Annotated in this window: 12 protein-coding genes; 5 read left to right on the top strand and 7 right to left on the bottom strand. The window is 73.8% G+C overall.

Annotated features, from left to right (window positions below; all coding sequences use genetic code 11):
* Nucleotides 1–24 precede the first annotated feature (24 nt).
* Nucleotides 25–822 (top strand): metal-dependent hydrolase, encoded by a 798-nt coding sequence (locus ACFVUY_RS09190; RefSeq protein ID WP_387686511.1) that lies wholly within the window; start codon nt 25–27, stop codon nt 820–822.
* Nucleotides 823–959: 137 nt separating this feature from the next.
* Here the strand turns inward: ACFVUY_RS09190 and ACFVUY_RS09185 are convergent, their stop codons facing one another.
* Nucleotides 960–1,580 carry a TetR/AcrR family transcriptional regulator gene (locus ACFVUY_RS09185; protein ID WP_387728756.1) on the bottom strand — a complete coding sequence of 207 codons (621 nt, stop codon included), beginning with the start codon at nt 1,578–1,580 and terminating at the stop codon, nt 960–962.
* Nucleotides 1,581–1,772: 192 nt separating this feature from the next.
* On the opposite strand from ACFVUY_RS09185, the gene ACFVUY_RS09180 reads away from it, so the two are divergent.
* Together ACFVUY_RS09180 and ACFVUY_RS09175 are read left to right on the top strand one after the other, a co-directional pair.
* Nucleotides 1,773–3,254 carry an MFS transporter gene (locus ACFVUY_RS09180; RefSeq protein ID WP_387728489.1) on the top strand — a complete coding sequence of 494 codons (1,482 nt, stop codon included), beginning with the start codon at nt 1,773–1,775 and terminating at the stop codon, nt 3,252–3,254.
* Complete coding sequence (locus ACFVUY_RS09175; protein ID WP_359898292.1) at nt 3,251–3,655, top strand: cupin; 405 nt, start codon at nt 3,251–3,253, stop codon at nt 3,653–3,655. Before ACFVUY_RS09180 ends, ACFVUY_RS09175 begins: the two co-directional genes overlap by 4 nt.
* 87 nt (nt 3,656–3,742) lie before the next feature.
* Here the strand turns inward: ACFVUY_RS09175 and ACFVUY_RS09170 are convergent, their stop codons facing one another.
* Nucleotides 3,743–4,525 carry an alpha/beta fold hydrolase gene (locus ACFVUY_RS09170; protein WP_387728487.1) on the bottom strand — a complete coding sequence of 261 codons (783 nt, stop codon included), beginning with the start codon at nt 4,523–4,525 and terminating at the stop codon, nt 3,743–3,745.
* Nucleotides 4,526–4,960: 435 nt separating this feature from the next.
* Here ACFVUY_RS09170 and ACFVUY_RS09165 point away from each other — a divergent pair, with 435 nt between their 5' ends.
* Complete coding sequence (locus ACFVUY_RS09165) at nt 4,961–5,437, top strand: hypothetical protein (RefSeq protein WP_387728754.1); 477 nt, start codon at nt 4,961–4,963, stop codon at nt 5,435–5,437.
* Between the two features lie 86 nt (nt 5,438–5,523).
* Here ACFVUY_RS09165 and ACFVUY_RS09160 read toward each other — a convergent pair whose 3' ends face one another.
* From ACFVUY_RS09160 to ACFVUY_RS09140, 5 genes are all read right to left on the bottom strand, one after another.
* A complete protein-coding gene (locus tag ACFVUY_RS09160; protein ID WP_387728485.1) occupies nt 5,524–8,802 on the bottom strand; it encodes an SdrD B-like domain-containing protein in 3,279 nt (1,092 codons plus the stop codon).
* Between the two features lie 257 nt (nt 8,803–9,059).
* On the bottom strand, nt 9,060–9,614 hold the full coding sequence (locus ACFVUY_RS09155; RefSeq protein WP_387686503.1) for a hypothetical protein: 555 nt from the start codon (nt 9,612–9,614) through the stop codon (nt 9,060–9,062).
* Between the two features lie 147 nt (nt 9,615–9,761).
* A complete protein-coding gene (locus tag ACFVUY_RS09150) occupies nt 9,762–15,965 on the bottom strand; it encodes a DNRLRE domain-containing protein (protein WP_387728484.1) in 6,204 nt (2,067 codons plus the stop codon).
* Between the two features lie 217 nt (nt 15,966–16,182).
* On the bottom strand, nt 16,183–16,446 hold the full coding sequence (locus ACFVUY_RS09145; RefSeq protein WP_387728482.1) for a hypothetical protein: 264 nt from the start codon (nt 16,444–16,446) through the stop codon (nt 16,183–16,185).
* Nucleotides 16,447–16,452: 6 nt separating this feature from the next.
* On the bottom strand, nt 16,453–16,689 hold the full coding sequence (locus ACFVUY_RS09140; RefSeq protein WP_387686497.1) for a hypothetical protein: 237 nt from the start codon (nt 16,687–16,689) through the stop codon (nt 16,453–16,455).
* A gap of 334 nt (nt 16,690–17,023) precedes the next feature.
* Here ACFVUY_RS09140 and ACFVUY_RS09135 point away from each other — a divergent pair, with 334 nt between their 5' ends.
* Nucleotides 17,024–18,010 carry a LuxR C-terminal-related transcriptional regulator gene (locus ACFVUY_RS09135; protein ID WP_387728480.1) on the top strand — a complete coding sequence of 329 codons (987 nt, stop codon included), beginning with the start codon at nt 17,024–17,026 and terminating at the stop codon, nt 18,008–18,010.
* The last annotated feature ends 17 nt before the right edge of the window (nt 18,011–18,027 follow it).

Genomic DNA, 18,027 nt, shown 5'->3' with positions numbered 1-18,027 from the left:
GATGAGGATCGGTGGTGTACGGACATGATGGGACCGGCGCATTCGCTGTCGGGTGCGGCCGCATGGCTGGGGGTGGGCGCGGTGGCGGCCGGGATGGGGGAGCCGATGCCCTGGCCGGTCCTGCTCGCGGGGGCGCTGATCTGCGCGGGGGCGGCGCTGGCGCCGGACCTGGACCACAAGGCGGCGACGATATCCCGGGCGTTCGGGCCGGTGTCCCGGGCGCTGTGCGAGGTGATCGACAACCTCTCGTACGCGGTGTACAAGGCCACCCGGGGCAAGGGCGACCCGAGGCGCTCGGGCGGGCACCGGACGCTGACGCACACCTGGCTCTGGGCGGTGCTGTGCGGGGCGGGCGCCGCGGCGGTGGCCGTGTTCGGCGGCCGCTGGGGTGTGCTGGTGGTGCTGTTCGTGCACATGGTGCTGGCGATCGAGGGTCTGCTGTGGCGGCAGGCCCGGGTCTCCAGCGACGTCCTGGTGTGGCTGCTGGGGGCGGCCAGCGCGTGGATGCTCGCGGAGGTCCTCGACAAGCCCGGCAACGGCTCGCAGTGGCTGTTCGAGGAGCCTGGGCAGCAGTACCTGTGGATCGGGCTGCCGATCGCGCTCGGCGCGCTGGTGCACTGCCTGGGCGACGCGCTGACCGTCTCGGGCTGCCCGGTGCTGTGGCCGATCCCGCTCGGGCGGCGGCGCTGGTACCCGATCGGGCCGCCGAAGGGCATGCGGTTCCGGGCCGGCAGCTGGGTGGAGATCAAGGTGCTGACCCCGGTGTTCATGGGGGCCGGCGGGGTCTGCGCGGCGGGGGCGCTCGGCTTCTTCGGCAGTTGACGGGATCGACGGCCCCGGACATGGGCGGGGTCGGGGTTCCGTCCGCAGGGTGGGCGCCGGTCGGTGGGGGATTCCCGCCGGCCGGCGCCCTTTGCGTGGCGCCCCGCGGGCCGGGGCGCGGAAGGTCGCGCAGCCGCTCAGCGGGCCGCGAGCAGGCCGTCCACCAGGGCGTCGAGGCCGTCCCGGTAGGTGTCCTGGGCGGTGAGCGGTGCCCAGCGGTCCGCGAGTCCGGCCAGGCGGGGGAGTCGCTCCGGGTCGAGGCCGGCGAAGACCTGCTGGCGGTGGGTGGGGCGGTCGTCGGCGGGCCGTCGGCGGGCGGCCGTGGCGCGGACCATGATCTCGCCGGCGGTGTAGTACCAGATCGCGCGGTAGCCCTGGACGGCCCGTTCCGGTGAGAGGCCGCAGGTGACCAGGCCGTCGACGATCTGCTCGACGAACCACAGGGAGTGGGCGGACATCAGGCTGTCCCCGGTCAGGACCTCGACGATCCACGGGCAGGCGGCGAGCGCCTGGTGGATGGCGGCCGCCGCGGTGACGACCCGTTCGCGCGGGTCGGCCGGCGGTTCGACCGGTCGCAGTGTCCGCGCGGCGTAGTCGTCCAGCAGCAGGACGAGCAGCTCCTCCTTGTCGCGGACGTGGTGGTAGAGCGCCATCGGCGTGCTGCCGATCTCGGTGGCCAGGCGGCGCATGGTCAGCCGCTCGACGCCCTCCTCGTCCACGATCCGGCGCGCCGTGGTGACGAGCTCCTCCCGGGAGATCCGGGGCGGCCGGCCGGTGGCCTTGCGCCGCGTGCCGGGCCGCGGGGCGGCGGGCACTCCGGCGGGCTGCGGTCCGGTCGGCTGCGATCCGGTGGGTTGCGGGGCGGAGGGCGGCTGGGCGGAGGGCTGCTGCATGCCCCCATCATCACCCGGGGCTCGACAGCGGGGATCGCCCGGGACTACTTTCTATACATGTACAAAAACTTACGAGGGTGCCCCGGCCGGGTGCTCGCAGCGGTGACGGTCGCCCAGTTCGTCTTCGCCCTGGACATGTCGGTGGTCAACGTCGCCCTGCCCGCGATCCGGGCCGACCTGGGATTCGCACCGCTGGACCTCTCCTGGGTCGTGCACGTCTACGCGCTCACCTTCGGCGGGCTCCTGCTGCTGGGCGGCCGCGCCTGCGACCTGTACGGCCGGCGGCGGCTGCTCCTGCTGGGCCTGGCCGTGTTCGGCCTCTGCTCGCTGGCGGGCGGACTGGCCCAGTCGCCCTGGCAACTGGTCGCCGCCCGCGCCGGACAGGGCGCGGGCGCCGCGGCGGCGGCCCCGGCGGCGCTCGCGATGCTCACCACCACGTTCGCCGAAGGCCCCCGGCGGGTGCGCGCGCTCGGCGTGTGGAGCGCGGCCAACGCCGCGGGCGGGGCACTGGGCGTGCTGGCGGGCGGACTGCTGACCGAGTACGCGAGCTGGCGCTGGGTCATGCTGGTCAACCTGCCGATCGTGGCGACGGCGCTCGCGCTGCTGCCGGCCGGCGGTCCCGCCGAGGAGGCCGGAACGGCCCAGGCACCGCCCGTACGGCGGGAGCGGTTGGACGTGCTCGGCGCCGTCCTCGCGACCGCCGGGGTCGGGCTGCTGGTGTTCGGTGTCGTCCGCACCGACGTCCGGGGGTGGGGCTCCCCGGCCACCCTGGGGACGCTCGCCGCCGCGCTCGCGCTGCTGACCGCCTTCGCCGTCACCGAGGCCAGGACCTCCGCACCGCTGCTCCGCCCGGGCCTGCTGCGCAGCCGCTGGGTGGCCGGTGCCAACGTCCTGGTGTTCCTGGCCGCCGCCGGGCAGTTCACGGCCTTCTACTTCGTCTCGCTCTACCTCCAGCAGGTGCTGGGCCTGGGCGCCGCCGCCACCGGCCTCGCCTTCCTGCCCTTCTCGGCCGGACTGGTAGCGGGCACCGTGCTCGCCACCCGCGTCGTCGCGCGCCGCACTCCCCGGGCCGCTCTGGTGCCCGGGGCGGTGCTGGCCACCGCGGGCCTGGCCTGGTTCGCGCTGATCAGCCCGGACGGCGGCTTCCTTACCGACGTCCTCGGCCCGTCCCTGGTCACCAGCATCGGCACCGGGCTGGTCCTGGCCCCGGTCGCCGCCGCCGGGACCACCGGGGTGGCCGCCCGCGAGGCCGGGACGGCCTCCGGCCTGCTCAACAGCTCCCGCCAGCTCGGCGGCTGCGTCGGCCTGGCCGCCCTGGCCACCGTCGCCGCCCACCGCTCCGGCGGCGCCACCGACCCGTCGGCCCTCAACTCCGGCTACGCCACCGGCCTGGCCGCCGCCGCCGGGCTCTTCGCCCTCGCCGCGCTGGTGGCGATCGCTGTGCTGCCCCGGCGGCGGCCGCCGGCGGCCGGACACGCCCCGGGGCACCCCGCCCCGCTCACCCCCGCTGAGAACCGACTGGAAGGAACCCGCTCATGACGACCACTCCGCTCGCGGCCGTGGACCTGTTCGCCTCGGCCCTGCACATCCACCCCGACGGCGACGTCCGGGCGGCCGGGCGCCGGATGGCCGCCGGCGACGCCGGGGTCTGGCAGATCGCTACCTTCCACGTGGAGAGCGACGCCGACGTCCACGCCGACCACTGGGAGATGCACCCCGAGGCGGAGGAGGCGGTCTGCTGCCTGGCCGGCGCCGTGCGACTCCACCTCCGCCCCGTCGAGCCCGGCGACGCCGAGTCCGTGGTGCGGCTGGCGGCGGGTACCGCCGCGATCGTGCCCCGGGGGCGCTGGCACCGCTTGGAGCTCGACGCCCCCAGCGACCTGATGTCGATCACCCTCCGCAGCGGCACCCGGCTGGAGCCGCGTACGGAAGCCGGCTGACCCGAGCCGAAGACCGTGGGGCGGGGCGGACGGGGCGGACGGGGCGGACGGGGCGGTCCGGAGCCGGTCGGGCCGCCCCGCCCGCCGTCAACGCCCCTCGTCGCTCGGGACGTCGGCATCCTGCGGAGCGGCGGATCCGGCGATCCGGCCCAGCAGGGCGGCGAGCTCCCCGGGCATGGACAGGAACGGGGCGTGGCCGCTGGGCAGCCGGTGGACGGTGTCGGCGCGGGCGGCGAGCTCGCGCTGCCGTGACGGTTCGAGGGCCCGGTCGTGCTCGCACACGATGTAGCTGGACGGCACGGTGCGCCAGCCCGCCGTGGTCACCGGCTGGGTGAAGGACCGGACGCTCTGCGGGGTCATCCGGGCCAGGGCGCGGTCGGCCTCGGCGGCGGGCACGCCGGTGTAGTGCAGGCGGCGGGCGTCGGCGTTCGGCGGGGTGCGGCCCGTGTCGTCCGCCGGAACAGGAGCCCCGAGGAAGGAGAACACGCTTTCGCCGACGTCCAGTTGGAAGGCGGTGAGGTAGACCGCCCGCACCACGTTGGTGGCGCCCGCGATGGCCTCGGTGGTGGGGGCGCCGCCGTAGGAGTGGGCGACCGTCACCACCGGGCCGTCGATCCGCCGCAGGCGGTCGCGGATCGCGTCGGCGTCCTCCAGCAGGCCCGCCGGGCGGGCGGCGTCGGGGTGGGAGCCGTCGGGGCGGGCGCCGTCGGGGTGGGCGCCGTCGGGGTGGGCGGCGGAGCTGGGCAGGTCCACGGTGTGGGTGCGCCACCCGTCGGCGGCGAGGGCGGTGCGCACCGCGTCCCAGCACCAGGCGCCGTGCCAGGCGCCGTGGACCAGGAGGAAGGCGGGGCGGTCGGGGCCGGCGGTCATCTGCGGTGGTCCTCCGTCGTACGGGGCGCGGGCGGTGGGCCTTCCGAGTATCCAGCGGGAACGTGACGGCCGTGTGACGCCGGGCGTGTCGCCCGCCGGCCCGGGGCCGGCGCGGACCGTCGCCGGCCGCCCGCCACCCGCCGCCGTCAACTCGGCTTCCGGAGTGTCACCTTGACGGGTGAGATGCCGCTGTCGGGTGACGGGGGCGGGGGCCAGGGCCCGTCCCACCGCCGCCGTGCCGCCCCGGTCCGCCAGGAGCGGCACTCGCGGCACCGTCACCCGAGGGCGCCCCCGGCCGGATCCGGCGGATCCCGTCCGATCGGTCGCCTACCCTACGAACCGACCGGCCGTCCCGGCCGGGGCCGTTCCAGAAGGAGTCCCGTGTCGTCCTGCGACCCCCAACACGCTCCCGTCGGCGATGTGAGCGCGGCGCTCATGGTGATCGACTCCCGGCTCAGGTCCGTCTACGAAGGCAAGTCCGGGACGGGCCCCGAGCACCGGCTGATGGTCGACCGGCTCACCGCGTCCTTCGGCCCCGACGAGGCCGAGGCGCTGGTGGAAGGCGCCTGCACGCTCGTCTACATGTACATGAACTGGCTGCGCTCGGCCTTCGAGAAGCACGAGGAGGACGTGCTCGAACACGCGATCCCCAGCCTGGTGGCCACCATGCGCATGATGCCGAGGACCTTCAGTCCGGAGGTGATCCCCACCATGGCCGGCCTGCTCATCGCCGCCGGCACCGGGCTGAGCCCCAATCTGTGGCGCGCCCAGTACGGACCGTGGACCAAGGAGGAGATGAACCCCCTGGAGGCGACGGCCGTCCTGCTCGCGGAGTACATCAACCGGATCTCCGGCAACGGCGAGGACTTCGCCACCAAGCTGGTCACCGACGCGCTGTCCCAACTGGATTAGGAGCGCCGGGTCCGATCCGGAACGCGCCAGTGGCGCCGCCCTCGACGGGGCGGCGCCACTGGCGTTCAGCGGGGTCCGGGTGGGCGTCAGCCGTGCCGGCCCGGTCGGCGGTAGGCGACGAAGCAGAGGGTGCCGCCGCCGAGGAGGGCGATGGCGCCGAGTGCCGCGACGAGGGTGTCGGGGGAGGAGCCGCCGGTGTGCGGCAGTTCGCCGCTCTTCGACGGGCTCGGGACCTGGGTGTGGGTGTGCGTGTGGGTGGCGGTGGCCGTCGGGCTCGGCGAGTGGGACGGCGAGGAACTCGGGCTCGGGCTCGGCGACGGCGTCGGCGAGGAGGTCGGCGAGGGCGAGGAGGTCGGCGACGGGGAGGAGGTCGGCGAGGGCGACGGCGAGGGGGAGGTGGTCTGGAGGATCACGCCCATGTCGAGGTCGAGGTCGCGCTGTCCGCCGCTGAGGGTGACGGTCTGGGTGATGCCGGTGGCCGGGTCGGCGTCCGAGTCCTTGGCCGGGTCGGTGCCGGCGTGCTGCTTGGTGACGGTGGCGCCCTTGGGCAGGGTGGCCAGGTCGAAGCGGACCGCGTAGCTGCCGTCCGGCAGGTTGTCGAACAGGTAGTGGCCGGTGGCGTCGGTCACCGCGGTGACCGGCTTGCCGTCCTTGTCCCGCACCGGCTGGCCGTTGCCGTCCAGCAGGTGCACGGTGACCCCGGCGATCCCGGTGTCACCGGGCTTCTGGACGCCGGAGCCGTCCTTGTCCTGCCAGACGAAGTCGCCCAGCGCGTTGTCGGAGGGCGTGACCCGCTTGACCGCGACGCCGACCTTGGCGGGCTCGGCCGGCAGCAGCCGGCGGCCGGCCGCGTCGGTGGCGGTGTACGCGAAGCTGTTCCAGGCGTACTCGCCCTCCGGTGCGTCGTAGGAGGCGACCATCGGCCAGGTCAGGGTGAAGGACTCGCCGGAGGCCATGGTGCCGGGGCGGTGGATGCGGAACCAGGTGGCCGTCCCGGGGCCGGGGAAGGTGGTGCTCCAGACCGCCGCGCTGTTGCAGCCGGTGCGGTCGACGACGACGGGCTCCACGCAGGGGTTGGGGTCGGTGGTGTACTCGATCAGCACGGTCGGGTCGCTGCTGGTGATCGGCTGGCTGAGCGACGGGGTCCAGGCGCTGCCGCGCGGGGCGTCCTGGGTGAGCACGTAGTTGTCGCCCGGGGTGGGGAGCCTGTCGTAGGCGATGAAGTCGGTGACCGGGTCGGGGGAGTCGTTGCGCACGGTCATCCGGTAGGAGATCCCGCCGCCCGGGGTGGCGGTGCCGATGCTCACGTAGTCGGAGTCCAGGTCGCCCTTGACCTCCTTGTACGAGCGCAGCACCGACGGCACGTCCACCCGGATCTGCGAGGAGGCGTGGCAGAGCAGCTCGGTGGTGTTGCCGTTGCCGTTGAGGTCGAGTACGTCCGGGGTGCTGCCGCTGTCGGAGCCGGAGAACATGCAGGCGACCGGGGCGGTGGGCTGGTCCACGGTGACGTAGACGTCGTTGGTGAGGTCACCGGAGCGGATGCTGTTGGCGACCTGGACGTCGAAGAGCATCCGGTAGGCCAGCTGGTCGTGCAGGTACGTCATGTCCGGTGCGCCGGCCGGCCACTCCATCCGCAGGATCTGCCGGCCGTCCGGGCCGGGGGTCACGGTGATCGACGAAGGGGCCTTGGCGTCCGGGTAGTTGGGGTCGGGCCGGGCCGAGCCGTCGATGTAGACCACGCCGGCCGGCAGCACGTCGTAGAGCACCAGCGGCCGGTCCAGGTCGCGGGCGCTGCGGTTGTACGGGATGACCTGGAAGGTCGCCCGGCCGCCGGGGGCGGACAGTTCGCCGGCGACGGTGGTCTTGGCCGCGCCGAGGTTGGTGGCCCGGGTGATGGTGGTCCGGGCGCAGGCGTTGGCCGAGGCGTTGTCGGTGCCGTCGGTGGCGGTGCTGTCCACGCAGTTGGTCAGCGGCTCGGGGGCCTGGCGTCCGTCGTGGCCGGGGGTGGCGACCTGGGTGACCAGCTGCACCGCGTTGCCCGGGCTCCAGCCGGTGGGGATCGGGCCGTTCCAGGTGAACCGGAGGCCGTCCAGCCACCGCCCGGCCGGGATGCCGAGCACGTCGTTGGCCGGGTCGCCCGCGCCCGGTTCGAAGGTGATCCGGCGGGTGTCGGAGCCGTTGAACGGGGTGCCCGGGGTGAAGGTCTGCCAGGTGGGGTCGCCGTTGAGGCGGTACTGCAGGGTCAGCAGGATGCTGGTGGGGTTCCACGGCTCCAGCTGGAGGGACTGCGGGAAGATCCAGTTGTAGATGCCGTCGGTGCTGCCGGCCCCGGGGTCGGTGACGGTGAGGCTGGTGGCCGGTCCGGCGGTGTTGGTGGCCGACAGGCTGAAGGAGTTGAGGTCGCCGTTGACGGCGGTGTCGCGCCAGACCTTGCTCGCGGTCACCACCACGCCGGTGGCCGGCGGCTGGAACGGGCCGGTGGTGGCGTTCGCGGTGTCGAGCTGCCGCTCCGGGTCGGGCCCGATCGGGTCGCCGTGCAGGGCCACGACGTTCTCGGAGGTCGTCCCGTCCGGGAAGGAGGCCTCCGGGTAGTTGACGACCAGGACGCCGGGGATGCGGCAGCCGCCGCGCCCGTTGCCGGAGACGAACGGGCCGATGTCGTAGCCCCAGGTGTCCGGGCCGGGGGCCACCGGCGACCAGCCCGGCGAGCGGCCGGTGTCCACCACCGCGCCGGGCGGCAGGGTGTCCAGCAGCCGGCTGGTGTCCAGGTCGACGTTGGGCACGTTGTCGGTGGCGCAGGCGCTGAACTGGTAGGTGACGGTGCGTCCGTCACTGCTGGAGGTCTGGACGCCCTTGGTCACCGTGTACTGCGGCTGCACCTGGACGGCGGTGTCGGCGGTGGCGGTCTGCGAGGGCTCGCCGTTGGCCGACATGGTGGCCGAGTTGGTGGAGGTGGCGCCGTTCGGGGTGGTGAAGTTCGGGTACTTCGTCGTCACCGTGACGGTGGCGGTGGTGCCCGGACTCAGGTCCTTCAGCCGGATGTCCATCGTGCCGCCCATCGCGCCCGCGGCGGGCACGGTGGAGGCGGCCACGTCCACCGAGGACGGGTCCGGCGTCCAGCCGAGGAACTGCATGTTCGAGGGCAGGGTGTCGAGGATGTGCCCGCCGGTGCACTCGGTGATGGAGCAGGTGTAGCGCAGGGTGTAGGTGACGTTCTCCCCCGGGGAGACGGTCGCCTTGTCGACGCTCTTGGTGAAGGAGATCGCGGCCTGGGCCGGTGGGGCCAGCACGCTGCTGCTCAGCAGCGAGCCCGCCACCAGCGCCAGGACCGAGACGATCCGTCCGGTCCGGTGTGGAATACGCATAGCGCGCAGTCCAGCCGATCGCCGTGTCGGGCCGGTCGGCGACACGAGGGGTGGTCGCGGCGATTCACCTGCTCGGCGGTCGCCCGCCCGGCCGCACCGCGGTCGCCGGAACGGGCGGCAGGGCCGATCATGGGCCGGGCCGCGGGCGACCGGCCCGACGGGGAGCCGTCCGGGGAGTGCCCGGGCCGGCCCGCCCGACGGAGCACCAGGCCGGCCCGCCCGACGGAGCGCCCGGCGGGCCCGGCCGTCCGGGCCGGTCAGCCGAACATCACGCCGGTCTCCCGGGCCAGGGTGTCCAGGCCGTAGCGGGTCACGTGCTCGGCGTTGTCCGGGTCGATGGTGCGGACGCCCTCGGCGGCGAGCCGCTCGTTGATCTCGTCCAGGTGCTGCTGGACGACCTGCTTCTCCGCGTCGGTGGTGCGGCCCTTGTGCGGCCGCCCGGCGTGTTCCAGGCTGGCGTAGTTGACCCGCTCCCGGCCGGCGGCGAGGGCCGTCGCGGAGGCGGCGGCCCGGGCGGCCGGCCTGGCGCCGCGCAGCACCTCGGCCATCGGCGCGGCCGAGGCCAGCCGGTTGAAGGTCTCGGCCTCCATCACCACCGTCTGCGGCTCCGCCCGGTCCGGGTGGTGCAGCTCGATCGTGACCAGGTCGAGCGTCAGCTCCCGCACCTCGCCCAACTCCCCGGCGAGCGCGTCGATCTCGACCGGACCGTCCGTCAGGTCGGGGTGCTGGAGCACCACCACCCGCACCAGCTCGCGGTCGTTCTCCGCGTGCCGGCCGGTCAGGTCCGAGAACCGGATGATCTTCTGGCCCATTGTCTCCCTCTCTGCCCCTGTGATCAGCCGAGAGCCTACGCCGGGATGATCATCGATGTGCGCAAGCGGCCGGGCCCGGGGGATCACCCCCGGGCCCGGCCCTACCTGTCCCGCATCAGTGGATCGTCGGAGAGGCCTCCTCCCGGCTCAGTACCGCGGGTTCACGCGGTAGATCGGACGGTCCGGCACCCACCAGTGGCTGGAGCGCCAGATCCCGAAGGTGAAGATCACACCGTGGCTGCCGCGCTTGTTGGCCGCCTTGATGAACTGCTTGCCGATCTTCTTCATCAGGTAGGACAGCGCCCACAGGACGTAGCCGGCGGCCCGGGCGACGATGTGCGGGAGCCTGCGCAGGATCTTCGAGATGCCCTGGGCGATCTTGCCGGAGACGTACAGCAGGGCACCGATCGTGTTGCCCTCGGACCGGCTGAAGTAGGCCGTCCACTTCTTCTTCCAGTTCAGACCGGTCAGGTCGTCCATGGTGATCGGGTCGACCGGGTAGCCGTAGGCGTTCGGCGAGCCCTCCAGGACCGGGTCGGTCTGCAGGAAGCGGCCGGTGGTCGAGTCGTACAGGCGCACGCCCATCAGGGTGAGGCCGGAGAGGCCGTCGGCCTCGCGCTGCGCCCCGCCGAGCCAGCCGTACGCGGTCGAGCCGGTGGAGTCGACGGTGTTGCCGTACTCGTCGTAGTGGTAGACCGCGAGGTCCTCCAGGCCGTCCGGGGACATCTGGACGGACACGTCGCCGTGCAGGTTGGTCAGCAGCAGGATCGCGCCGCCGTCGGTGCCGGTGGCGGCCGTGAGCTGGCCGGTCAGGTCCAGGACGTTGCGGGTCAGCCGGCCGGCCGCGTCCTTGGACCAGGAGGCGCTGTCGTTGCCGCCGTCGAAGTGCTTGGTGTCCTGCTCGGTGACGGCCCAGGTGCCGTCGGTGCCCTTGGTCTCCGTGGTGCCGACCGCGAGGCGGCCGGAGGCGTCCAGGTCCCAGGTCCTGCGGGTGTCGCCGAGGGTCTCGGTGCGGACCAGGTCGTTGGCGTAGTAGCCGACCTGGGTGCCCTTCGGCAGGGCGGTGGTGCGGCCGAAGGCGTCGTACACGTAGCCGGTGTCGGTGAGGCGGTCGGCGGTGTCGTAGCCGTGGTTCTCGGCCTGGGTGACGGCGTCGGCGGTGGCCGGGTCGCAGTCGTCGGTGACGCTGGTGCGGTTGGTCCGGTTGCTGCTCCGGTCGAACGCGTAGGTCCGGGTGGAGCAGGCCAGGCCGGTGCTGTCGGCGGCCTTGGTGAGGCGGCCGGTGGCGTCGTAGGTGTAGCCGCTGGTGGTGCTGTTGCCGTCGCTCTGGGTGCGGCCCGCCTGCTGTCCGTGGACGGTGTAGTCGGCGGTGTCGGCCAGCAGGACGGTGCCCGCCTGGTTGGTGTAGGTCTTGCCGGTCTGGATGCCCCGGCTGTCGTAGCTGTTGGTCAGGGTGTTGCCGCCGGGCATGGTCTGCGAGACCAGCCGGCCCTCGACGTCGTAGCCGGCGGTGAAGGTACCGGCCACCGAGTCGGTGAGCGAGGTGGGCAGGCCGCGCGGGTCCTTGGCGGTGTCGTAGCCGTAGGTCACGGTGGACGGCACCGAGTCGGACTTCTTCACCGGGCGGTCGAGCCGGTCGTACTCGGTGGTGGTGACGTTGCCGGCGCCGTCGTCGTAGGAGGTCTGGCGGCCGAGCCTGTCGTAGCCCTGGGTGATGGTGGCCTTGCCGTTGCTGAGGGAGGCCAGCTCGCCGGTGGCGGGGTCGTAGCCGAGCACGGTGTCGGCGACCGCGGTGCCGGTGCCGCCGGTGACCGAGATCTTCACCGGGCGGCCGGCCGCGTCGTAGCTGCGGGTGGTGGTGCGGGTGACGCCGTTGGCGGTCTCGGCCTGGACCGTGACGTTGCCCCAGCGGTCGTACTGGAAGGTCTTCGTCGGCAGCTGCAGCGGGTTGCCGCCGCCGCCGGCGATCTGGGCGGCCGGGGCGATCGAGCAGACCAGGTCGGCCCACTCGGGGTGGCCGGCGCAGGCGCCGGTCCCGGTGCCGGTCCAGTAGGTGGTGACGGTGGTGGCCGCGTCGGAGCCGGTGGAGTTCGGGCGGCTCTGCGAGGTCACCCGGCCGCTGGCGTCGTAGCCGGTGGCGGTGGTGATCTTCAGACCGGCCGGGTCCTGGACGGACCTGACGGGCAGGCCCTGGGCCCAGTCGTAGCCGGTGGCGGTGGTGCGGGGGTCGGCGTCGGCGGCGTAGCCGTCGATCCGGGCGCCGACCGTCACCGAGGTGGCCATGTCGCTGACCGCGGCGCCCGCCGGACGGCCCTCGTCGTAGCCGCTGACGGTGTGGGCGCGGGCCGCGACCTCGGCGCCGGCGGCGAGCGCCGGGGAGGTGCCGGAGGCGGCCACGTCGTGCTCCAGGGTGACCAGCTGCAGCGGGTCGTACTGCTCCAGCAGGCGCTTGCCGTCGGCCGAGTGGAGCGAGGTGGAGGAGAGCACCTGGGCGCGGTCGGCCGTCGAGCGGCCGGCGATGCCGAGGGCGCGCAGCTTGTTGAGGTCGTTGCCGGTGGTGGCCAGGGCGAGGACGCGGTTCTCCGCGGAGAGGGTCCGCACCGGGCTGCCGTAGGCGTTGTACTCGGTGGTGGTGATGCCGCCGCCGGGGGTGGCGGTGTTGACCTCGCGGCCGGAGGCGTTGGTGTACGTCACCGAGGCGCGGTTGTAGCCGGCGGTGCCGAGCGCCTTGCCGTCGTGGGTGGCCGGGACGGCGTCGGGCGGCAGCACGGCGGTGGCGTCGGTCGGGGCGTCGGTCTGGCCCCAGGCGGCGACGTCGGACGGCGCCAGCGGGTACGGCGCGTTGGCGCCGCTCAGCGGGACGTCGTAGACCACCGAGGTGGTGGCGGTGCCGTCGGTGACGTCCTTGCTGCCCTGCTTGAGGGTGGGACGGGAGGCGGCGAGCAGCATGCCGTCGCCGGCGGTGGCGGCGTTGCCGGCCTTGCCGTACTCCAGGGTCCACGGCAGCTCGCCGGGGTCGGTCACGGTGGTGACCCGGCCGGCCGCGTCGTAGCCGTACGCGGTCTTCAGCGCCGGGCCGGTCCGCGGGTCCCACACCTCGCGCAGCCGGCCCTGGTCGTCGTACGCGTACTGCGAGACGACGACGGGGGTGGCGGTCGCGGCGCCGGGGTCGGTGGACCACAGGCGGATCTGCTTCACCTGGCCGGCCGTGTCGCCCGGGGCGGACGCGGTGGCGGTGGTGGTGTCGGCGTAGACGTACTCCAGCACCCGGCAGCCGGCCGTGGACGGCACGGCGGCGCAGTTGGCGGAGGCGGTCGCCGAGCCGGGCGCGACCACGTACTTCGGGCGGGCCAGGGTCTTTCCGCCGGAGACGACCTTCTCCGAGACCACCGAGGTGGTGGAGTTGTCGCTGGGCAGTGAGGAGCCGGAGGCCTGCCAGGTGGTGGCGGCCGGGTCGACCTTGGCGAAGGTGACCGTGATGCCCTCGGTGTCCTTCAGGGTGAAGGCAGCGGTGAACGCGCCGGTCAGGGTGAGGTTCTCGGCCCCGGGCTCGGGCTTCCAGCCGCCGGAGCCGGTGGCGGTGAAGCCGACCTCGGAGCCGTCCGCGGAGACCACCGAGAGGGAGGTCGCCGAGGTCTTGCGGACGTAGGAGTAGTCGGCGTCGGTGATCTCGGCGGTGGTGCCGGAGCTCCACTGCGGGCCGAAGATCGCCGCCTGGCCCTCCTGGGCCGAGCCGTTGGCGGGCCGGCGGGAGGAGAAGGAGCGCTCGGCGTGCAGGCCGAAGGCCTCGGCGTCGGTCTCGGACAGGGTGAGGTCGCCGGTGAGGGTGTTCACCGAGCCCGGGCCGACCTTGGTCTCCGGCGCGGTGCCCGCGTTGCGGTCCACCGTGACGGTGTTCGGCTCGGTGGCGTCGGTGGCGGTGCCGTCGGTGAACACCGCGCGGACGTCGACCGGGCCGTTCTCGGCCAGGGTGTCGGTGATGTTCCAGGTCAGCGCGGCCGGCTTGCCGCCGGGGGCGGGATGCGGCCAGGCGGTCACCGGCTGGCCGGCGGTGGTGGTGACGTTGGCGACCGGGACGTCCTTCCAGGCGTCCGTCTCGCCGCGGCGGTACTGGTAGCGCACCCCGGTGTAGGTGCTGTTGCCCTCGGCCTGCAGCGAGGTGCGGCGGGCCGGGCGCTCGCCCGCGCCGGGCGCGACCAGGGCGGAGCCCTTGCCGGCGTAGAAGGCGTAGGTCCGGTCGGCGGAGACGTTGCCCGCGGCGTCCCGGCTGTGCGCGGTGACGGTGTGGGCGCCCGCCTTGAAGGTGAGCTTGGCGCTGACCGGCGTGCCGGTGGTGGCCGCGGTGACCCAGGCCCCGCCGTCCAGCTTGTACTGGACGTCCTTCACGTCGCTGCTCGGCGGGGTGAAGGTGAAGGTGCCGCTGTAGTCGCCGTTGGCGTCCGGGGTGCCCGCCCACTGGCCGGCCGGGAAGTCGCCGGAGGAGACGGTGGTCGCGCCGGGCGCGGTGGTGTCCACGGTGAGGGTGCGGAAGGCGGACCAGGCGCTGTTGGCGGTGCCGTCCCAGGAGCGGGAGCGCCACTTGTAGGCGCCGGCCGGCAGCGCGGTGCCCGGGGTCCAGGTGAAGGTGGAGCCCGAGGCCGCCATGGCGGTGCGGCCGGACTGCAGCGCGGCCGTGCCGTTGGACGCCCAGACCTCGAAGTCGAGGGCTATGTTGCCGCCGTCGGGGTCGGTCGCCTTGGCGGACAGCGTCGGGGTGGAGTCGCCGGTGAGTGCGGCGTCGGCCGGGGAGATCAGGGTGGAGACGGCCGGCGGGGTGTTGTAGGTGACCGACAGGTACGGCGTGTTGGACGTCGCGTTGCCGGAGTTGAACTTCTTCCAGCCGTACGGGTCGCTCTCGTCGGTGGCCCGGATGCCCAGGGTGTTGTTGGTGTTCCCGTTGGCGGCCCAGGCCTTGACCAGGGCGGTGATGTCCTGGTTCACCCAGCCGTCGTTGCAGGAGCTGGAGTAGCCCTTGGTCGCGGTGGAGGTGGCCCACTTCTTGTTCCAGCCGGGCTGGGCGGTCCAGCGGGTGGCCGTGGTGGCCGTGCCGGTGTCCCAGACCTCCCAGCTCTTCGCGGTGCAGGACCAGCTGTGGAAGTTCCACAGGTTGAGCTTGCCGCCGGTGATCTGCTTCCCGCTGATCTTCGCCATCGGGAACTGCAGGAACGAACGCGCGACCTGGCCGGAGCCGTTGTTGCCCAGCTTCAGCTCGGTCTGCGAGGAGACGTCGGTGGCGTAGCCCTGCTGCACGAAGGTGTCGAAGCCGACGCCGATGTTGACCGCAGGGTCGATGGTGACCGGGTACTTGGTCTTCGGGTCGGTCAGGAAGGCGGCGTCCGGGGTCAGCGTCAGGTCGATCGCGTTCCCGTTCTGGGTGACCTTCAGCGCGACCGGCGCGGTGCGGGTGTGGTCGCCGCTGCGCTCGTCGACCTGCGCGTCCCACATCACCGGGGCGGGCAGCTGGCCCTTCTCCTCGCCGGTGTTCGGGTCGAGGAAGGACACCGAGTTGTCCGCATTGTGGCGGGCCTGCAGGCCGGCCGCGTCCAGGGTGAGCGTCACGCTGCCGTTGGCGGCCACCGCCGAGCGGTCCTTGAGCTCCAGGAACTGCTCGAAGCCGGTCCGGGTGGACTCGACGACCAGGTCGGTGGCGGTGAGCGCGTTCGCGTACCGGGCCCTGGCGCCGTCCACCGAGGGTTCGGGCAGGGCGCCGCGCCAGGACAGCGACATGGCGGTGCCGTTGCCGTTGTCCAGCGAGACCAGCGGGGTGGTCGGGGCCTTCGGGTCCCCGGCCGGGGCGCCGGCCGCCTTGAAGGCCGACGCGGCGGCGGGCGGGGTGGCGCCGGCCAGCGAGAGGTTGAGCGGGTGGCCCTTGGCCTTGACGCTGCCGTCCGGCTGCCGGGCGAGGTCGGTGTCGATCGGCTGGAGCCTGCCGGACCTGTCCTTGTAGCGCACCGGCCCGGAGGCGAGGTCCAGGGTGGTGGTGCCGTCCGGGTTGATCCAGCTGGTGGTGGACTCGGTGCGCTCGTCCACGACCTCGATCCGGCGGTTCTCCAGCCGGGCCTTGAGGTGGGCGGTGGCGATGTCCTTGGCCTCGGCCGGGCCCAGGGCCTTGGCGGGCTTCGGGGCCTGCTCCGTGGTGACGGCCACGGCCTGACCGGTCGTCATGATGACGGCGGCGGCCTCGACGGAGAGCACCACGGCCAGCGCGACGGCGGTGTTGCGCAGCACGCCGTTGCGACGGCGCTGCGTGGAGGGGGGCGGCGAGCCGGCTTCGGACCGGTGCCGTGATGATCCGCCCGGGGGGCGTGACATGGAACTCCTCGATTGTTCTGTGCGGGAGGGAAGGGGGGTGGAGAAACGGGGGCACGGCCGGGCCGCTGACGGTCCTTCGGCCATGCCGGGGTAAAGCGGTAGCAATGAACCAGCCAACTTCCCGGCCGGGTGGGATTGGTGGAAACCCGTCCGGAACAGCGGAAACCGTTCGGGCGGGACGGCGGGTGGCCGACGCGGACCCCGTCGGTCGGCGGGACTACCGGAGGCCGGACGGGAGCCGGCCGGTGCGCGCCAGCGCCCGGTCCAGCAGGCCCCGCGCCCGTGCCAGGGCCGCCGTCTCGTCGGGGGCGCGGACGTAGAGCACCAGGCCGATGCCGTCGGGGACGGCGCGGGCACGCACGTGCTCCAGGCCGTCGCCCGGGCCGGCGCACGCCCACAGTCCGGCCTGGACCTCCGCGGCCGCCGCCTCTCCCGAGGGGGCGGCGGCATCGGTCGGCAGGGTCAGATGGACCGCGAACACCGCAGGTCAGACCTGCCCGACGGCGGCGTCGGCCGACGGGCCGTCCCAGCCGATCGACCGGGTGGAGGGGGTGTCCCAGCCGATCGAGAGAGCGGCGGGGCCGTCCCAGCCGATCCCTCCGCCCGGGCCCTGGGCGGCGGACGGGGCGGCGTCGGGGGCGGTCGGACCGGCGGCGAGGGCCTGCGCGGCGGAGCCGGCGAGGGCGAGGGTCAGGAGGACGGCGGCGACTGGACGGACGGACACGGGAGGGTCCTGTTCTGTGCGGGAACTGCGCTGAGGGAGACCGCAGTTCTGGGTGTCCGGGGAAACGGGGAGTGCGCGCACCGGGAATCCTCCCGTTCCCCGGCCCGCCACGGGAAGCGAATCCGCGGGCAGGATCAGGACAGGCAGCATGCTGCAACACCGCGCCGGGCAGCGACCGGAATTCCGCCCTCGTGCGGGCCCCGCCGAGGGTGTCGACGGCCCGGGTGGGGCGTTGACCGGATCATGCCCTTGCGAGGGCGTTCCGGCCGAAGGAATGATCAGCTCCGGGCCGGCCGGGCATACGGAACCGTCCACGGGGATCAGGGGTCGAGAAGTGCTGGAACTGCTGGGGCTCGATGCCACTGCGGAAGCCGTCTACCGGGAAATGCTCGCCGACCCCGAGGGAGGGGTCGCGGAACTCTGCGAGCGGCTCGGCCTCCCCGAGGCCGCCGTGCGCGCGGCCCTCGACCGGCTCGCCGACCTCACCCTGCTGCGCGCCTCCCGCGAACGGCCCGGCACCCTGCGGCCGGTCAGCCCGGAGCGCGGACTGGAGATCCTGCTGCGTCGTCAGGAGGAGGAACTCGCGCGCCGGCAGCAGGAGGTCGCCGCCTCCAAGGCCGCCGTCGCGCGCGCCCTGGGGGAGTACGCGAAGGTGCGGGCCGACACCCCGGTGGGCGACCGCGAGCGGCTGCTCGGCCTGGACGCCATCCAGGACAAGCTGGAGGTGCTGACCTCCCGGCTGACCAGCGAGGTCCTGGCGGTGATGCCCGGCGGCGCCCAGTCCGCGGCCAGCCTGGCCGCGTCCCGGCCGCTGGACGAGGACGCCCTGCGGCGCGGGGTCAGCCTGCGCACCATCTACCAGGACAGCATCCACGACGCCCCGGAGACGCTCGACTACGTCCGCTGGATGGCCGGCCTCGGCGGCGAGGTGCGGACCGCGCCGGTGCTGCCGCCGCGGATGCTGGTCTTCGACCGGAGCACGGCCGTGGTGCCGATCGACCCGGAGAACACCCGGGCCGGCGCGCTGTGCACCAGTGAGCCGGGGATCGTCGCGTCCCTGGTCGCCCTGTTCGAACAGACCTGGGAGACCGCCGTCCCGATCGCCGACGACCGGGACGGGGCGGCCCCGCTGAGCCTGACCGCCGGGGAGCGCGAGCTGCTGCGGCTGCTGTCCACCGGGCTCACGGACGACGCGGCGGCCAAGCGGCTCGGCGTCTCGGTGCGGACCGTCCGGCGGCAGATGGCCGCCCTGATGGAGCGCCTCGACGCGGCGAGCCGCTTCGAGGCCGGGCTGAAGACCGCCCGGCGCGGCTGGTTGTAGCCGCCGTCCGGTCGGGC

Source organism: Kitasatospora sp. NPDC058063 (genome assembly GCF_042885395.1).
In the GTDB taxonomy this organism is placed as follows: Bacteria; Actinomycetota; Actinomycetes; order Streptomycetales; family Streptomycetaceae; genus Kitasatospora; species Kitasatospora lactacystinica.
This window is presented reverse-complemented; position numbering and strand designations above follow the sequence as displayed.

Excerpts from the sequence above, each read along its gene's own strand:
- ACFVUY_RS09175 (WP_359898292.1), top strand. The coding sequence starts at position 3,251 with ATGACGACCACTCCGCTCGCGGCCGTGGACCTGTTCGCCTCGGCCCTG.
- ACFVUY_RS09150 (WP_387728484.1), bottom strand. The coding sequence starts at position 15,965 with ATGTCACGCCCCCCGGGCGGATCATCACGGCACCGGTCCGAAGCCGGC.
- ACFVUY_RS09160 (WP_387728485.1), bottom strand. The coding sequence starts at position 8,802 with ATGCGTATTCCACACCGGACCGGACGGATCGTCTCGGTCCTGGCGCTG.
- ACFVUY_RS09180 (WP_387728489.1), top strand. The coding sequence starts at position 1,773 with ATGTACAAAAACTTACGAGGGTGCCCCGGCCGGGTGCTCGCAGCGGTG.
- ACFVUY_RS09155 (WP_387686503.1), bottom strand. The coding sequence starts at position 9,614 with ATGGGCCAGAAGATCATCCGGTTCTCGGACCTGACCGGCCGGCACGCG.
- ACFVUY_RS09190 (WP_387686511.1), top strand. The coding sequence starts at position 25 with ATGATGGGACCGGCGCATTCGCTGTCGGGTGCGGCCGCATGGCTGGGG.
- ACFVUY_RS09170 (WP_387728487.1), bottom strand. The coding sequence starts at position 4,525 with ATGACCGCCGGCCCCGACCGCCCCGCCTTCCTCCTGGTCCACGGCGCC.
- ACFVUY_RS09165 (WP_387728754.1), top strand. The coding sequence starts at position 4,961 with ATGGTGATCGACTCCCGGCTCAGGTCCGTCTACGAAGGCAAGTCCGGG.